Here is a 16,509-nt window from a genome sequence, read left to right as displayed (position 1 = left end):
CCGGCCCGGACAACGGACCGGCGCCTCAGGGGAGTCAGCGCAGGGTGCCGATGCGTTCCACCCGGTCGCTCACCCCGTTCCGCAGCTCACTCAGCGTCGTACCGGGCGGAGCCACCGTGGGCGTCGACGACGGCGGCTGGGTCTCGTCCGCGCAACTCGTGCCCCGCTTCGGGACCTTCAGGGCGACCAGGTATGCCGTCACAGCGTCCGTCGCGCACGCGCTGCGCCCGAACGCCGTGTGTCCCTCGGCCTCGAACGTGAGCAGCCGTCCGTTGTCGAGCTCCCGCGACAGCGCCACCGCGTCCCGGTAGGGGGTGTCCGGGTCACCTCCGCCGCGCCGACGGTTTTGAGTGGTCTGAGCACGGTGTGTTCCCCCTGTAGCTGATGTGACACCAAGAACCCGTGGATGAAGAGGAGTTCGAGGGGTTTCCAGTTCCACAGGGAACGCACAGGTGTTTCCGGGATGTCTCCGCGGTGTTCTCTCATGTGAACAGAAATCAGCTACCGGACTATTGACGTGCTCAGGCCAGCACTCCTACCTTCCGGGGGAAAGCGCTTTCCAAGCGCTGCTCTCGGCACCCCCGCTCCACCCCTCTGGCACGACCCGCACCGTCCTGGAGATGGAGATCCACGATGCACCTGAGACCCGCCATAGCCTGCGCCGCCCTCCTCGGCGGCACCTTCGTCGCCCTGTCCGGCCCCACCGCACAGGCCGCCACCGCCCGCTACGAGGCCGAGACGTCACCGGCCGTCTGCACCGGCGCCATCGAGTCCGACTGGACCGGCTACTCCGGCAGCGGCTTCTGCAACGCCACGAACGCCACCAGCGGCTACGCCCAGTTCACCGTGACCGCACCCGCGGCGGGCACGGCGACCGTGGCCGTCCGCTTCGCCAACGGCACCACCACCGCCCGGCCGGCGAACATCATCGTGAACGGTACGACGGTCAGCACGGCCTCCTTCGAGGGCACGAGCACCTGGACGGGCTGGACCACCAAGACCCTGACCGTGCCGGTCGGTTCGGGCAGCAACACCATCCGTCTCTCCCCGACCACCGCCAATGGCCTGCCCAACGTCGACTACCTCGACGCCACGACCCCCGACGGCGGCACCACACCTCCCGCGGGCGGCGCGCTCTACGTCTCGCCCAGCGGCACCGCGGGCGCGGCCGGCACGATCGACGCCCCGACCACCCTCGCCTCGGCGATCGGAAAGGTGTCCTCGGGCGGCACGATCTACCTGCGCGGAGGGACGTACAACCACTCCGCGACGGTCACCATCCCGGCCGGCAGCAACGGGACCGCGTCCGCCCGGACCACCCTCGCCGCCTACGCGGGTGAGAAGCCCGTTCTCAACTTCTCGGCGCAGACCGAGAGTTCGTCCAACCGCGGGCTCCAGCTGAACGCCAACTACTGGCACGTCAAGGGGCTCGTCGTCGAGCGCGCCGGTGACAACGGGATCTACGTCGGCGGCAGCAACAACGTCATCGAGCGCACGGTGACCCGCTACAACCGTGACACCGGGCTCCAGCTCGGCCGGATCGCCTCCTCCACCCCCAGCAGCGAGTGGCCGGCCAACAACCTGATCCTCAGCGCCGAGTCGCACGACAACGCCGACTCCGACGGCGAGGACGCCGACGGCTTCGCCGCGAAGCTGACGACCGGCAGCGGCAACGTCTTCCGGTACGCCGTCTCCCACAACAACATCGACGACGGCTGGGACCTCTACACCAAGACCGACACCGGTGCCATCGGCCCGGTGACCATCGAGGACTCCCTCGCCTACGACAACGGCACCCTCAGCGACGGCACCACGGCCGGCAACGGCGACCGCAACGGCTACAAGCTCGGCGGCGACGACATCGCGGTCAACCACGTCGTGAAGCGCAGCATCGCCTTCGAGAACGGCAAGCACGGGTTCACCTACAACAGCAACCCGGGCAAGATGACGATCTCGAACAACCTGAGCATCGCCAACACCGAGCGCAACTTCAACTTCGACGCCGGTACCTCGGTGTTCCGCAACAACACCTCCTGCACCAGCGGATCGTCCGACCGGTACGTCGGTGACGCCGACAGCTCCAACCAGTTCTGGTCCGGCACCAACGGTTCCCGCTGCTCCGCCTACTCCGGCGCCCTGGCCTGGTCCATCGCCTCGGACGGCACGCTGGTCGTGACGATCGGCGGCACCAAGGTCACGCTGTAAGGACACGTCGCGCGGGTGAGGCCCGGGTCCCCGATCCGGGCCTTCCGTGCGCCATACGGCAGTCTGGGACCCGTGAGCGAGAACTCCAGCGAAACCCTGTTCATCAAGATCTGCGGCCTGAAGACCGAGCGGGACGTCGACACGGCCGTCGAGGCCGGCGCCGACGCCATCGGCTTCGTCTTCTCCCGGAGCCCGCGCCGTGTCGACGCCGCCACGGCCCTCCGGCTCGGCCGCCGGGTGCCCGAGCACGTCCTGACGGTCGGCGTCTTCCGCAAGGAGCCCCTGGACTTCGTACGCGCCATGGCCGACGAGTCCGGCATCGGGGCCGTCCAGCTGCACGGCCCCGAGGACCACGCGTACTACGCCGACCTCGCCACCGGCGACTGGACCCTGATCCGCGCCGCCGCCTTCGGCGACTCCGTGCCTCGCGTCGGTGAGTACGGCGAGGACATGCTCCTGCTCGACGCCCCCGTCCCCGGCTCCGGCATCGCCTGGGACTGGTCCAGCAAGCCCCTCGCCGCCCCCGGCGAGAAGTGGCTCCTCGCCGGCGGGCTCACCCCCGACAACGTCCGGGTGGCCGTCGAGGCGACCAGCCCGTGGGGCGTGGACGTCTCCAGCGGAGTGGAACACGCCCGCGGCGTGAAGGACCCCGCCCTGATCACCGCCTTCGTCAAGGCGGCCCGGCCGCAGGGCTGACGGCGAACGGGGCCGGGCGGCCGGCGCGGGGTGAGGTCAGGGCGCCAGTGCCTTGAGGCACAGCGCCTCCACCGCGCCGATCACCTCCTCGACGGTGCGCCCGGGCGGCGGGTCGAGCAGGGCGCCGTGCAACTGCGCCTCCACGCCCTGCACCAGCAGCAGCGCGGTGAGCCCCGGATCGGGGCCGCCGACGCCCAGCCGCCACAGATGGAACTCGACCTCGACGGCGATCCCCTGCTGCACCTGCCGAAGCCGAGCCGCGGCCTCCGCCGGGCGCGGGGCCTGGTCGTAGAGCAGCCGGTGCATCCGGGGGCGGGCCAGGTGCGGGGCGGCGAGACCGCGGACCAGTGCGCGGACACAGTCGGCGAGTGGGGGAAGGTCGCGCCGCAACTCCGCCACCAGCGAGGCGAGTTCGGCGGTCAGGTGCCGCATGTGCTGCTCGCCGACGGCGTAGAGCAGTGCGTCCTTGTTCGGGAAGTACTGGTAGAGCGAGCCGATGGACACGCCCGCGCGCTCGGCGACGTGGTTCGTGGTCGCCCTGGTGTAGCCGTCCCGTTCGAAAAGCTGAGCAGCGGCTTCCACGATCGCGTCGTAGGTCTCCTGGGACCGCTCCTGACGTGGCCTTTTACGCGGTGTGGCGGGTGGGGTCACGGCCCGTCCAATGCGAGTTGTTCCGGGGGAGGATCGCGCCCACTCTAGGGCGGTGTTCACCTTCGACATCGCCCCCGAGGCGCTCTTCGCAGAACGGTCCCGCCAGTTCGCCGCCTGGGGCATCCCCGCCCCGACCGTCGCCCGGGCGCGCGCCGGGATCACCGACATGTGGGGCACCGGCCCGCACGGCTGGGTACCGGTGTGGGCACGCCTGGCCCGCGAGGCGGAGGCCGAGGGGCGGTGGCTGCGCGCGGCCCAACTCTGGGGCGCGGCCCGCTTTCCCGCGCCGGCCACACCGGAACGACAGGAGGCGTACGAGCGTCAGCGCGCCGCCTACGCGAGGGCTGCCGGCGGACGGCGGCTGCCGGTGCGGTTCGCCCGGGGGACCGTGGAGGTGCCGCTGGACGGTGCGAGGGTCTCGCTGCCCGTGCACCTCATGGCCCGCCGCCGACGCCGCCGTCCCGGGACGCTGGTGCTGTCGGGCGGTGTCGACACCTGGAAGGTCGAGCTGCACCGTATGGCCATGGCGACCGCGCTGGCGACGGGCCTGCTCGTGGTCTGCGTCGACATGCCCGGCACCGGCGAGGCCCCGGGGCCGCTGACCCCGGACGCCGACCGTCTGCTGGCCGGCCTGGTCTCGGAGCTACGGCGGTGGCGCCCCGGCGCGCCCGTGGCCTGTCTGGGCCTGAGTTTCGGCGGGCACTGGGCGGTCAAGCTGGCCCTGCGGGGCGTGGTCGACGCGGCGATCGACATCGGCGGCCCCACCGGCGCGGCCGAGCCCGAGGAGCCGGTCGACGTGCTCGCGCTGCCGTACGGCATGCCGGGCATCCTCGCCAACGCGCTCGGCCTGGACGGCATGCCGGAGGCGAGGGAGATCGACGCCCTGCTCGCCGGTTTCTCCCTGCGCCGCCAGGGCCTGCTGGACCCGGCACCGACCGACAGCGCCGTACCCCTCCTCGCCGTGAACGGCGCCCACGACCACTTCGTCCCCCGCGGCGACACCGCACGCCTCGCCGACCTCCCCGGCACCACGGTCTGGATCGTCCCGCGCGCCACCCACTGCGCGGCCGAACACATACGGCCCCTCCTGGCAGCGACCTGGACCTGGCTCCTGACCCGCCCACAGTTCCGGTGACGACGACCGAACACCGGAAAGGTGGAGGCAAACCGACTGTCAGGCAAGCGAGTTGACCGAAACAACGCGGGACACCGACCCGTCGGTCACCGAGCCCACCGCCCCCGCTCCGGGACGGCTGTCGGCTCCCGTCACCGGCGCCGCCAGGCCCGCCCGGTGCACAGCCTCGGACAGACGTGCCGATTTGTGGTGGTCCGGCCTCGGCGTTCCCCGCAAGCGGCCCGCCCTGGAACCGGCGCCCGGCTATCGGGTACCGGCTCCCGTACCGTCCGCAGCCGGTGCCGTCGGGCCCGCCGCGCTGGCGGGGTCCCAGGTCGAGGGCAACGTTGCCATGCAGCACCTCGACCGGTCCCAGCACGCCGAACCGCATCGTCCGCGCATCACCTGAGTCCAACGTCGCCCCCCCCTGGCGACTTCGGAGCATGCAGGCTACGGGACGCGTGTGACTGTCCTGTCGCGGGAGCCGCTCCCGAGTCGGCGACCAGGTGGCGACAAGTTCCGGGCGACGGACCGGAGTTACGCCTACGGGGAGTCGGACACCGCCCGGGCCTGATGCCCCGTGGGCGGCGCCCCTGTCCCGGTCAGTCCGTCATCGCCTCGCGGACCAGAGCCGTGTCCACGAACTGCTCGAAGCGCACGATGAGTCCGCCGCGTACGACGAAGTGGTGCGCGACGCGTACGTCGATCGGTTTGCCGGTGGCCTTGTTGACGGCGGTGTAGCGGGCCAGGACGACGACGTTCTCGCCGTCGACGACGTAGGTGTCGTCGTGGGCGGCCCAGCCGTCCCAGTCCTGGCCGAGCTTCTCCATGACGTTGGCGGTGACGCCGTCGGGGGTGCGGTAGGTGCCGGCGAGGGGGAAGCCGGCCATCTCCGTCCACTCGACGTCGGGGGCGAGGGTGGCGCGCAGGGCTTCCAGGTCACCGGCGGCGGAGGCCAGGTACTGGCGGCGTACGACATCCGCGGGCGCGGTGGATTCCGCGAACTCGGTCATGGTCAGCCCCACTTCATCTCGCCCTTGGCGACCTTCGCACCGATCTGGGCGGCGATCAGCATGCCGTTGCCGGGGTAGCGCGCGATGAGCGCCTCGGTCAGCGCGGCACCGTCGGCCGCCTTGCCGAGCTCCTCCTCGAAGGCGAGGAGGTAGTCGCGGGTGGCGGTGATGGCGCTGGCGTCGGCGGCGGTGTCGGGGAGGCGGTGGCCGGGGACGACGAGCTGGGGGTCGAGGGCGGCCATCTCGTCCAGGAGCTTGATCCAGGCGGCGCGGGACTCGGGGGTGGCGGTGTCGGCGACCCAGACGTGCTCCTGCTGGAAGAGCAGGACGCCGCCGAGGAGGGCGCGGTGCTCGGCCTGCCAGAGGTAGTGGCGGTCGGGCAGGTCGGCGGTGCCGCCCTTGAGCTCGAAGCGGTGGCCCTCCAGGGTCAGGTCGTCGCCGGTCAGCGGGGTCAGGTCGACCAGGCGGGTGGGCAGGTTCGGGCCGAGCGCGGCCCACGCCTTGAGCTTGCCCTCGTAGGAGTGCTTGACGTGCTCGATGACGATCGGGGTGGCCACGAACTTCGCCTCGGGGAAGGCGTCGGCGATCACTTCGGCGCCGAAGTAGAAGTCGGGGTCGGCGTGGGAGACGAACACGGTGGTGAGCTTCTTGCCGGAGTCGAGGATCTCGGCGGCCAGGCGATGGCCGTCGGCGCGGGTGAAGGCGGCGTCGACCAGCAGCGCCTCGGTCTCACCCGTGATGAGGGTGGCGGTCTTGTTCCTGCTGCCGGCCGGGAAGTCGAGGTCGAGGATCTTGAAGGAGAGCGTGCTCATGCGGGGCTCCTCATGGAGGGGGTGGGGTTCAGCGGGTGGTGGTCAGGGTGGCCAGTCGCCGGTCGATCTCGTCGGCGGTGGCGTGGCCGTGGGCCAGCACGGTGATGGAGTCGCCGTCGACCGCCAGGAGGGTGGGGAAGCCGGTGACGCCCAGTGCGGCGCCGCGGCGGAAGTCGGCCTCGGCTGCGGCCCGCGTTCCGGGCGCCTCGAAGGCGGCGACGACGGCGTCCGCGTCCAGCCCGGCCGCCTCGGCCACCGTGCGGTAGGTGGCCGGGTCGGACAGGCTCAGGCCGTCGACGTAGAAGGCGTCCTGCAGGGCCGCGGCCAGCTCCGCCGCGCGGTCGGGGGCCACCTGGCGCAGGGCCGCGACGCCACGGGCGGCGGCCTCGGAGTCCATGACGAACGAGCCGTCGGCGATCAGCCGCTCGTAGTCCTCGCCGAACTCGGCGCCGGTCAGCTCGGCGATCTTGGCGTTCGCGCCCTGGACGTAGCCGAACTCGCGGATCGGGACCCGGCGCGATCCGGTGAACAGACCGCCGGAGACCACCTCCACCGGCAGCTCGGGGTGGCGGGAAGCCGCCTCGTGGAGCGTCCCGGAGAAACCGTGGGACCAGCCGCAGTAGGCGTCGAAGACGTAGACGAGCTGCATGGAAGACCTCGACAAGGGTGTGGCACCCGCCGGTTGCGAGCGATTCACCTGACAAAACAGTAACTGACGTGTCAGATATTTCCTGTCAGGTGTGACGGCTGCCACACCTGTGCCTCTCCGGCCATTAGAGCAAGGCCGGCGCCCGGCCGCAGCTCAGAGCGTCGCTGTCAGGGCAGGCGGGGGAGGACGTCCCGCGCCGAATGGCTCAGGATGCGCAGATCCTCCGCGAACCGCTCGCGGTCCTCGGCCGGCAGAGGGGCCACGAAATAGCGGCGGATGTTCTCCACATGCACCCGTGCGGCGGCGACCGCGGTCTCCTCGCCCCGGGGCGTCAGCCGCACCAGACGCCCACGCCGGTCACCGGGATCCTCGGCCCGCTCGACCAGGCCCGCCGCCTCCATACGGTCCACCAGCCGGGTGGCGCCGCCGGTCGTCAGCACCTGCTCCTGGGCGACGGCCCGCATCGACAGCCCTGGCTCACCCGCCCGGCCCAGGATGAGCAGCACCTCGAACATGAGATGGCTGATCCCGCACTCCACCTCCAGGGACCGCCCCAGGATGTACTCCAGCCGGTTCGCCGCGCCCTGCAGCCGCCCGAAGGCGAGCACCAGCTCATGGTCCGCGGCATCCTTCGCCGTCGAGATCTCCCGTTCGTCCACGGCTCAGCCGCCCTTCTCCTCGTCCCCGCCGGTGCACCCCTGATCATGCCGTGCCGGTCGAGTGGGTGAGGGCGGGGTGGGTCCCGCCGACCGTCTCTTCGGGCCCGCCCCACGAGCGGGCTCACAGCCCGAACAACTCCGCCGCGTTGTCGTGGCACACCCGCCGCAGCCACTCCTCCCCGAGATCCAGCCGCTCCAGGGCATGCAGCTGGTGCAGGTACGGATAGGGGATGTTGGGGAAGTCGGTGCCGAGCAGGATGCGGTCGCCGAGGTCGGTCAGGCGGGGCAGGGCCCGGCGGGGGAACGGGATGAAGTCCTCGGTGAAGTCGGTGAACGCCATCGTCGTGTCCAGCCGCACCTCCCCGTACCGCTGCGCGAGGCCGAGGAAGTCCTCGTACTCGGGCATCCCCATGTGCGCCACGATCAGCCGCAGCCGGGGATGGCGCCCCAGCACCCGGGCGATCGGCTCGGGGCCGGTGTGCTTGCCGGGCGCCGGCCCGGAGCCGCAGTGGATGACGACGGGGACCCCGGCCTCCGCCAGCAACCCCCAGGCCCCGTCCAGGAGTTCGTCGGCCGGGTCGTACGCCCCCACCTGCACATGTGCCTTGAGGACCCGCGCGCCCGCCTCGACGGCCTCGCGGACGTAGGCCTCGGCGTCCGGCTCGGGAAAGAGGGTGGCGGTGTGCAGACAGTCGGGCGTACGGCGGGCGAAGTCGGCCGCCCAGTCGTTCAGCCACCGGGCCATGCCCGGCTTGTGCGGGTAGAGCATCGAGGTGAAGGCGCGTACACCGAACTCCCGCAGCAGCGACGCTCGTTCCGCCTCCTCCTGCCGGTAGGTGATCGGCCACTCCAGGCCGCCGGTCAGCTCTCCGAGCGCGTCGAAGTACTCCCAGACCTTGCGCAGGACCCGCTCGGGCATGAAGTGCGTATGCACGTCGATCAGCCCCGGAAGCCCCAGCCGCCCCCAGAAGCGGCGCACCTCGCCGGCTTCCTCGTCCGAAGGGATGTCGCTCATGGCCGCTTGATCGCTCATGCCGCCCACGATCGCCTCTGACGGGGCCGCGCGTCCACCCGCGCCGCACCCCGTGGCGCTTCGCTACAAGGGTCACTCCCGCCTGTCAAGTCGTGTGCTTTACCGACTGGTTGGGCCCCCGGCCGTGGCGGACTCTTGAGTCACAGCCCGAACGGCGGGCCCGACTCAAGGAGACGGAAATGGCCGAGAACATCAACGAGATGCAGTCCGCCCAGGTCGAGGACCAGGTCGAGACGAAGGTCGCCGCGGACCTGGACGTCGAGATCGAGCTCGAGACGGCGGAGACCTCCTTCACCTACACCGAGCCGCGCCTCGCCTGAGTCGCCGGCCGAGAGCTTCCACCACCGCGATCCGCGGGGTGACGGCGGCCGTGACGACGGCCCGCACTCGGGGCGGGACCTCGGATCCGAGGTCCCGCCCCAGCTCTTCGCCCCTCGGGAAGCGAACGGAGCGAAGCGGCAGCGACGACGGAGCGACGTCAGAGCGACGAAGGAGGAGAAGCAGTGAAGGCGATCCCCGCCGACCTGGCCGAACAGGCGCGTTCGGTCGTCATCGAAGTGGCCGCGACCGAGCGGCTCGCCGCGGTCTTCCACCGCAGCCTGGCCCGCCGCGCCGCGGCCGCACTGAGCGAGACCGAGCGCCCCCTCGTGGAGGAGCTGGTCCGCGGTGCCCGACGGCTCCCCCCGGCCACCGTCCACTCCGTCTACAAGGGCGGCGCCCCGGAGGCCGGCCTCACCGAGCTGACGCGCCGGCTGACGGAAGCCGGGACACCCGGACCCACCGAGGTCTACACCGGGCGTACCGACCCGCCGTGGCTGCGCGACGGGTTCCAGGAGGTACTGCGCTCCCTCAACTGGGGCGAGGAAGAGGCGGGAACGGTCGTCGTCGACCTCCCCGACGACGTACGCACCGCGCTGGGCCTGGCCCGGCAGGCCCTCGCCGGCTGCTGGCCGGAGGCCTGGGCCGAGCACAACACCCTGGTGCGATACCTGGTCTTCGCCCGCGGGCCGCTGCGCTCCGCCACCGTCCAGAGCACCTACGGCACCGTCTACGCCGAGGTCGAGGAGGCGAGCGACCCGCTGCGCATGTACGAACTGCTGCTGCACGAGACCGCCCACCACTCGCTGGCCCTGCGCGAACAGTTCACCCACTTCATCGCCAACCCCGAGGCCGTGGGCACCCACGCGCTGCGCCCCGACCCCCGGCCACTGCGCGGTGTCCTGCACGCCGCGTTCGTCATGTGCCGTATCGCCGAGGGGTTCCGGCGCTATCTGGACGTCCATCCCCGGGGCGGCCCCCTGGACGGCTGCCCCGTCGAGGAGCGGCGCCGCTTCGCCCTGGACTCGCTGAACGACGCGCTGACCCTCCTGGACGACACGGCCCGATGGACCGACGACGGCAGGGCGCTCCGGGTGTCGATGGGAGCCTGCCTGGCGCGAGAGGGCGTGCCCTCATGACGCCGGCCACCGCCACCGACCCCACCGATACTGCCACCGACCCCGTCGCCGCGGCGCCCCCACGGTTCGGCGTCGCCGGACGGACCACCGCCGAACACACCGCGCTCCCGTCCGAGGCGGATCAGCGCTGGCAGTTCAGCAACCAGTGGGAAATGCTCGAACTCGCCGACGGCTCCCTGTTCTTCGACAGCGTCTACGCCGACCACCGGGTGATCTCCGGACCTCCCCGGACCCTGCGCCGCATCCTGCTGCTCATCGAGAGCGAGCGGCCCACCCTGAAGGAGGCCGCCGCCCGTGTCGTCGGCGCCGCCTCCCCCGACGTCGTCGACCGGGTGGCACGGCTCCTCGCCCCGCTGGCCCGGGCGGGCATCCTCGTACCGCTGCGCGACGGCGAGCGCCCGGCGTGGGCCGACGACGCGCTGGTCGAGCGCTTCTCCACCGAACTGGAGTGGCTGGGCAGCCTGTCCACCGACGCCCAGGGCCACTGGGACTACTTCGGCCGGCTGCGCGAGGCCCATGTGGCCGTCATCGGCCTCGGCGGGGCGGGCAGTCTGCTGGCCCAGGCGCTCACCGCCGTGGGTGTGGGACGGCTGACCCTCGTCGACGGCGACACCGTCGAGCCGTCCAACCTGGTCCGGCAGATCCTCTACAGCCCGGACCAGAGCGGACAGGGCAAGGCCGACTGCCTCGCCGAGCAGCTGACGCGCTTCTCCCCGTACACCTCCCACCGGGTGCTGGACCAGTACGTCCGCGACCCGCAGGACGTACTGCGCTGCATCGAGGGAGCCGACTTCGTGGCGGTCTGCGCCGACGCGCCGCGCTTCGTCCTCAACCGGTGGATCGACGAGGCCTGCAAGGAGAACCGCACGCCCTACCTGGGTGCCTTCGCCGGCTCGGTCGGCCCGATGTACCGGCCCGGCGCCACCGGCTGCTTCGGGTGTCTGGAACACCGGCTGCGCGCCGAACTGGGCGACCGCCACGACCTGTTGGTGGACGCCCTCGCGGCCAAGACGTCCTGGCGCTACCCGGCCTTCGTGTCCGGGCCGCTCACCGTGGCCCACCTGATGACCACGGAGATCGTCCTGCATCTGACCGGTGCCGCGCCGCCGTCCACGGCCGGGGGAGTGGTGCGCTTCCAGCACCCCCACACCGTGCTGGAGCCGTTCCCCGGACACCCCGCCTGTGACTGTGCCGAGGGCGCCCACGGTCCGGTGGCCGGCTGAGCGAACGACCGGATCGGCGAACGAGGAGAGCAAGCCCATGAAGAACGCCTTGACGAACTACCGGAGCATCGCGCACGTCCCCGAGGCCCGGCGGCTGCTCGCGGCGGACGCGATCTCCAAGGCCGGCGACTGGATCCTCTACGTCGCCATGAGCGTGCTGGTCTTCGAGGCGGGCGGGGCCGGTGCGCTGTCCCTGTTCACGGCCCTGCGGGTCGTCGTGCCCTTCGCGCTGGGCCCCTGGGCGGGGCGGTGGGGGGCGGTGCTCGCGCCCCGGACGCTCATGATCGTCGCCGATGCGCTGCGGGCCCTGCTGCTCCTGCTGGCCGCCGCGGCGGCCGCCGCGGATCAACCGGCCTGGCTGCTCGTGGTCCTCGTGGTGGGGTGCGCCTCGGTGAGCGCCTTCCACGGACCGGCCGAGCGCCGCTTCCAGCGCGATGTGATCGACAGTGAACAGCGGGCCGGTTTCAACGCCGTGCTCGGTGCGACGGGTACCACGGTCATCGTCGTCGCCCCCGCGGTCGGTGGCCTGCTGACCACCACGGTCGGCAATGTCGGTGCCCTGGTCGCGGACGCGGCCAGCTTCCTGCTGTCCATGGCCTTCGTCCTCTCGGTACGCCCGCCCGCGACCACCGAGGAGCCGCGCCGGCGGGAGCCGGCCGCCTCGCCGGTCGGACTGCGAGGCGGTGCCCTCGCCACCGCCGTCCGCGCCATGCGCAAGGACCCGGCCGTGCTGGCCTGCGTCCTGACCCAGGCGATCGCCTGCACCGTGGCCGGCGCCTCGCTGGTCCTGCTGCCCCTGCTCGGCGACCGTCTGGACGCCGGAGACGGGGCGATCGGCTGGCTGACCGCCGCCGTCGGTATCGGCAGCGTCGTCGGCGTGCTGATCGGCGGCAGGGTCGCCACCCAGGGACACCTCCTGCTCTGCGTGACCAGCGTCGTGTCGATGGGCGCCGTCCTCGGACTGCTCGGCTCCAGCCCGGACCTGCTGATCGCGCTGCTGTGCGCGGTGGCCCTGGGCGCGGCGGCCAACATCCCGGAACCGATGTACTGGACGTCGTACGCCGACCGGGTCGGCAAGGACGACTCCGGTCCCTTCTACGGCCTGGTCGAGTCGTCCATCACCGGCGGCTTCGCGCTGGGCGGGGTGCTCCTGGGCGCGGCGGTCGCGGCGTTCGACACGGTCACCGGAACCTGGGTCCTCGGACTGGCGGGCAGCGGCCTAGCTGCCCTGGCCTTCCTGCCCGCCCTACGCCATCACCGGGCCCGTCCGCGGCCGGTGAGCGTTCCCGCCCCGGCCACGGAGCCCGCGTCATGACCACGGTGGCGGACGAGCGCGCCCTGACCCGGGCGAGCGCGGGCGTGGCGGTGCTGGCCGCGGGGGGCGGGCCGGCGTGTGTGACGGTCCGCTGCCACCGGCGCGCGGCCGCGGCGGCCACCCGCAGGGGTACCGGGCCCGCCGAGGTCCGCCGGGTCGCCGACCACATCCGGCGGACCACCACCGCGTTCGCCCTCGTTCCGGGAGCGGGCGGGGGCCCGTACGAGGTGCGCCACGCGGCAGTCGACGGGTACGGGACGCATGCGGTGCACGAGGTCGTGGGACGCGCGGCGGACGGCAACGGCGTCGGCGCTCCGGCCGGTCCGGATCTGCCCCTGGCCGCGCCGCCGGCCGGGGAGCGGGATGCGGCGGACCTCGTCGAGGGGATCCTCCGGCGGCTGCCCGGCGTCGAGGGGTACGACGTGGTCGCCGAGGCGCACACCGTCGTGGAGGAGCGGCTGTTCGTCCCCGCGCAGGGGCCTGCGGTACGCGAGACCCTGCGCACCGCGGCGGTCGTCGTGGACGTGCTCAGGGCGGGGCGGCTCGTCGCCGATGCCGACACCGGCTGGAGCGGTGAGGTGCCGTGGGGGCCGGACTCGCTCGCCGAGCGCGTGGAGGCCGCGGTACGCCGGGCCGGTGCGCGGCCCCGGACGGTCGCGCCCCGCGTACAGCTGCTGTTCGTGGACGGCAGTGCGGGCGCCTTTCTGCACGAGGTCTGCGGCCATCTGCTGGAGAGCACCGGGCACCGCCCGTCCCTGCTGGCGGAACACGGCGGCCGGCACGTGGCCTTCGACGGGCTCGGCGTCGACGACGACCCCACCCGCGCCGGGAGCTTCGGAGCGCACCGGTACACGATGCTGGGCGAGGCCACCCGTCGGCGGCCCCTGCTCACCGCCGGGCGGCTGACGGGCCTGCTCGCCGACACCGCCGACGGCCCGTGGCGGACCGAGGACGCCCGGCACGCCCCGCAACCCCGCATGAGCCACCTCACCCTGGCATCCGCGCCCGCCCCGACGGCCCTGGACACCGCTCTCGGCGCCACCGTCGTCCCCGTGGTCCGCGTCCACCGGCTGGGCTTCGGCTCGCTGGACCACCGGGACGGCACCGTCGTACTGGAGGTCAAGGACGCGACGTACCGGGACGGCACCGCCGAGTACCGGCTGGAGCCCTTCGTGGTCACGGCCGAGGCGCGGCAACTGCTCCGGGACGTAAGGGCGGTGGGCTGTGCCGCCACCGTCCGGCCGTGGTCCGCGTACTGCCTGGCGACCTCCGGCAGCCTCCCCGTCGGCGCCACCACACCCGCCCTCCTCACCGGCGCCGTCACGACACACCCGCACCGCCCGCTCGCCCCACCACGAGCCGCGGTTCCCCAGCCCGCACCGGGACACGGCGCATGACGGCCGACCACGCAGACAGGAGCGCCCCGGCCCCGACCTCCCAAGTCCCGGCGCAGGGAGGCCGATCGACGGCCGATGTTTCCCACCCCGGCACGTTCACCGTCGCCGGGCCCGCCCTCGTACGCCTTCCCCTCGCCCCGACGGACCGCGCCGCCGACGGCGCCGTTCCGGCCGCGGCGGCGCCCACCGCCGGGCAACTGCGGGCCCGTATCGAGGAGTTGCTGCGCGACGACGTACTGCGGGAGGCCGTCGCGCTGGCGAGTCCGTCCACGGCGCTCATCTGCCGGCAGCCCCTCGACCGGCTTCCGGAGAAGCGGCTGCGGTCGCTCGCGGCCAGTCTGACCGCCTACGCGGCACGGATGCGGGGCCGCGCCACGCCGTTCGGGCTGTTCGCGGGGGTGACCGTGGCACCGTTCGCGGACACCGCCCGGGGGCGGATGGCACCACCGCACCGCCATCGCCGCGCGGTACGCCCGGACGCGGCGTGGCTGCGCGCGGTCGTGCAGGCACTGGCACGGTCCCCGCAGAGCCTGACCGCGTCGACGTACACGGCCGGTCCCGCCGTACGACGCGACGGCACCACCCATGTGCTGACGGCCCCGGACGCCCGCGTCAGCCGCGTGGCGCTGCGGACCACGCCCCCGCTCGAAGCCGTCCTGGACACCGCCGCACGGCCGGCCAGGGGCGACAGCCTCCAGGCGGCGGCGCGAGCCCACGGCCTCTCCCCGCAGGACGCCGGACGACTGCTCGCCACACTCGTCGCACACGGCTTCCTCGTCTGCGAACTCCAGCCGCCCGCACACACCGACGACCCCCTCGGCCACGTACTGAAACATCTGCGCCGCACGGCACTCCACCCCGAACCGACGCGACTCCTGGAGGAGTACGAGGCTGCCCTGACCGCATACGCGGACACCCCGCCCGGTGAAGCCGAGGACGCCCTCACCCGCGTCCACGACCTCGCCGACCGGGTCGCACGGTCGGCCGGCGCGGACCCGGGCACGGGCAGCCCCCTGCACGTGGACACCCTGGTCGAGGCCGACATCGCGTTCGGCCCCGAGGTACGGGCGGAGGCGGAGCGCGCGGCGGCCGTCCTCGCCCGGTTCGCCACGGCCCGCGAGCGACGCCACCTGCAGCAGCAGCTACGGCGCGTCAGTGACGGTTACGCGGTGCCCCTCGCGGAGTTCCACTGCCCACCGCTCCCGGCCCGTCCGCCCTCCACCCCTCCGGCGCTGCTCGCCGCGTACGCGGACGCCCTGCGGGAGGGGCGAGCGGAGATCGTGCTGGACGACACCCTGCTGGACGCGGTCGCCCCGGCGTCCGAGGCGGCGCCGGTCACGGAACTCGACCTCTTCGCGGTCGTCGCCGCGCCCGACCTCGCGGCGCTGCGGCGCGGCGACTTCGAGCTGCATGTGCGCCGGCCCGCCAGTACCAGCGCGGGCACCGCACTGGCCCGCTTCGCCCCCGCGCTCGGCCCCGTCGGCGAGCAGGCGCTGCGCACCATCCACGACCGGACCGACCAGGCAGCCGCCGACCGGTCGGGCGGCCCCGTCGTCCTCGCCGACCTCACCTACCGGCCCCGGCAGGCCCCCGCCGAGAACGTCGCCCGGGCCGCGCTGACCCGCCCCGCCCGCATCCACACCAACAGCCCGGTCGACGCTTCCCGCCCCGGCGACCTCCACCTCCATGACCTGCTGCTCTTTCCCGGCCCCGACGGCCCCCAGGTCTGGTCCCGCGCCCTCGGCAGCCGGGTACTCCCCAGAGCGGCGACGGCTCTCAACGCCGAGACCACCGGCCCCCACAGCGCCCACCTCCTCGCCGCGGCCGCCGGGGAGAACCTCGCCCTCGGCTTCGACTGGGGCACCCTCACCACCGCGCCCTGGCTGCCACGCGTACGCCGCGGACGCACCGTCCTCAGCCCGCAGACCTGGCGCCTGGAACCGGCCCTCACCCACGGCGCCTCCTGCTACGAGCGTTTCGCCCAGTGGTGCCGCCAGTGGAACGTGCCCGCACACGTCACGCTGGTCGACGGCGACCGCCAGCTCCCCCTCCACCTCGACGACCCCGTAGACCTCCACCTACTGCTCCGCCACGCCCAGAAAAACCCCGTAACCCTGACCGAATCCCTCTCCCACGAACACTCCTGGGCCCACTCCCCCCACGGCACCCACCTGGTAGAGGCCGTCTTCCCCCTGACCACGGCAGACACCCCCACCACGACCACACCGGTGTCCGCCCCCTCTGCGACCCCCTCGGACCGGCGGCCCGCCGTCCCCCACGGCTAC

Annotated in this window: 16 protein-coding genes and 1 pseudogene; 10 read left to right on the top strand and 7 right to left on the bottom strand. The window is 72.9% G+C overall.

The genetic code is table 11. From position 1 onward, the window contains the following. Positions 1-34 precede the first annotated feature (34 nt). A pseudogene (locus tag TN53_RS31995) lies at positions 35-328 on the bottom strand (alpha/beta hydrolase); the annotation flags it as partial. A 305-nt stretch (positions 329-633) separates the two neighbouring features. Here TN53_RS31995 and TN53_RS31990 point away from each other — a divergent pair. Continuing rightward, on the top strand, positions 634-2,205 hold the full coding sequence (locus tag TN53_RS31990) for a CBM35 domain-containing protein (RefSeq protein WP_199924682.1): 1,572 nt from the start codon (positions 634-636) through the stop codon (positions 2,203-2,205). 72 nt (positions 2,206-2,277) lie between these two features. After that, the gene (locus TN53_RS31985; RefSeq protein WP_234441746.1) at positions 2,278-2,901 is read left to right on the top strand and encodes a phosphoribosylanthranilate isomerase; all 624 of its coding nucleotides are present in this window, start codon (positions 2,278-2,280) and stop codon (positions 2,899-2,901) included. Positions 2,902-2,937: 36 nt separating this feature from the next. On the opposite strand, the gene TN53_RS31980 is transcribed toward TN53_RS31985, so the two are convergent. Next, on the bottom strand, positions 2,938-3,552 hold the full coding sequence (locus tag TN53_RS31980; protein ID WP_046262242.1) for a TetR/AcrR family transcriptional regulator: 615 nt from the start codon (positions 3,550-3,552) through the stop codon (positions 2,938-2,940). Between the two features lie 52 nt (positions 3,553-3,604). Here TN53_RS31980 and TN53_RS31975 point away from each other — a divergent pair, with 52 nt between their 5' ends. Next, a complete protein-coding gene (locus TN53_RS31975; protein WP_052745345.1) occupies positions 3,605-4,687 on the top strand; it encodes an alpha/beta fold hydrolase in 1,083 nt (360 codons plus the stop codon). Positions 4,688-4,739: 52 nt separating this feature from the next. Next, positions 4,740-5,075 carry a hypothetical protein gene (locus tag TN53_RS47510; RefSeq protein WP_159038224.1) on the top strand — a complete coding sequence of 112 codons (336 nt, stop codon included), beginning with the start codon at positions 4,740-4,742 and terminating at the stop codon, positions 5,073-5,075. A gap of 193 nt (positions 5,076-5,268) precedes the next feature. Here TN53_RS47510 and TN53_RS31965 read toward each other — a convergent pair whose 3' ends face one another. From TN53_RS31965 to TN53_RS31945, 5 genes are all read right to left on the bottom strand, one after another. Continuing rightward, positions 5,269-5,679, bottom strand: a complete 411-nt coding sequence (locus TN53_RS31965) for a nuclear transport factor 2 family protein (RefSeq protein ID WP_095046843.1) — start codon at positions 5,677-5,679, stop codon at positions 5,269-5,271. A gap of 2 nt (positions 5,680-5,681) precedes the next feature. Then, the gene (locus TN53_RS31960; RefSeq protein ID WP_046262239.1) at positions 5,682-6,491 is read right to left on the bottom strand and encodes an MBL fold metallo-hydrolase; all 810 of its coding nucleotides are present in this window, start codon (positions 6,489-6,491) and stop codon (positions 5,682-5,684) included. A 28-nt stretch (positions 6,492-6,519) separates the two neighbouring features. Continuing rightward, positions 6,520-7,140 (bottom strand): DsbA family protein, encoded by a 621-nt coding sequence (locus TN53_RS31955; RefSeq protein ID WP_046262238.1) that lies wholly within the window; start codon positions 7,138-7,140, stop codon positions 6,520-6,522. A 167-nt stretch (positions 7,141-7,307) separates the two neighbouring features. Continuing rightward, complete coding sequence (locus TN53_RS31950) at positions 7,308-7,799, bottom strand: MarR family winged helix-turn-helix transcriptional regulator (RefSeq protein WP_046262237.1); 492 nt, start codon at positions 7,797-7,799, stop codon at positions 7,308-7,310. Positions 7,800-7,920: 121 nt separating this feature from the next. Beyond that, positions 7,921-8,832: an amidohydrolase family protein gene (locus TN53_RS31945; RefSeq protein WP_095046842.1), complete on the bottom strand. Its 912-nt coding sequence runs from the start codon at positions 8,830-8,832 to the stop codon at positions 7,921-7,923. A gap of 179 nt (positions 8,833-9,011) precedes the next feature. Between TN53_RS31945 and TN53_RS47505 the strand changes: the two genes are divergently transcribed. The 6 genes from TN53_RS47505 to TN53_RS31920 form a co-directional block, all read left to right on the top strand. Further along, positions 9,012-9,152: a hypothetical protein gene (locus TN53_RS47505; protein WP_159038223.1), complete on the top strand. Its 141-nt coding sequence runs from the start codon at positions 9,012-9,014 to the stop codon at positions 9,150-9,152. 183 nt (positions 9,153-9,335) lie between these two features. Then, positions 9,336-10,289 (top strand): aKG-HExxH-type peptide beta-hydroxylase, encoded by a 954-nt coding sequence (locus tag TN53_RS31940; protein WP_046262235.1) that lies wholly within the window; start codon positions 9,336-9,338, stop codon positions 10,287-10,289. Next, positions 10,286-11,512: a ThiF family adenylyltransferase gene (locus TN53_RS44275; protein WP_052745344.1), complete on the top strand. Its 1,227-nt coding sequence runs from the start codon at positions 10,286-10,288 to the stop codon at positions 11,510-11,512. Before TN53_RS31940 ends, TN53_RS44275 begins: the two co-directional genes overlap by 4 nt. A gap of 37 nt (positions 11,513-11,549) precedes the next feature. Further along, positions 11,550-12,827, top strand: coding sequence for an MFS transporter (locus tag TN53_RS31930; RefSeq protein ID WP_046262234.1), 1,278 nt, complete (start codon positions 11,550-11,552; stop codon positions 12,825-12,827). Next, complete coding sequence (locus TN53_RS31925) at positions 12,824-14,224, top strand: metallopeptidase TldD-related protein (RefSeq protein ID WP_046262233.1); 1,401 nt, start codon at positions 12,824-12,826, stop codon at positions 14,222-14,224. The genes TN53_RS31930 and TN53_RS31925 overlap by 4 nt, the downstream gene beginning before the upstream one ends. Next, positions 14,221-16,509, top strand: a 2,289-nt coding sequence (locus TN53_RS31920; RefSeq protein WP_046262232.1) for a lantibiotic dehydratase family protein, incomplete at its 3' end; no start/stop codon positions are given. The genes TN53_RS31925 and TN53_RS31920, both read left to right, overlap by 4 nt.

The organism is Streptomyces sp. WM6386 (assembly GCF_000972385.1).
Taxonomy (GTDB): Bacteria; Actinomycetota; Actinomycetes; order Streptomycetales; family Streptomycetaceae; genus Streptomyces.
The sequence above is the reverse complement of the archived record's forward strand: the minus strand, read 5'-3'. Positions and strand labels throughout refer to the sequence as shown.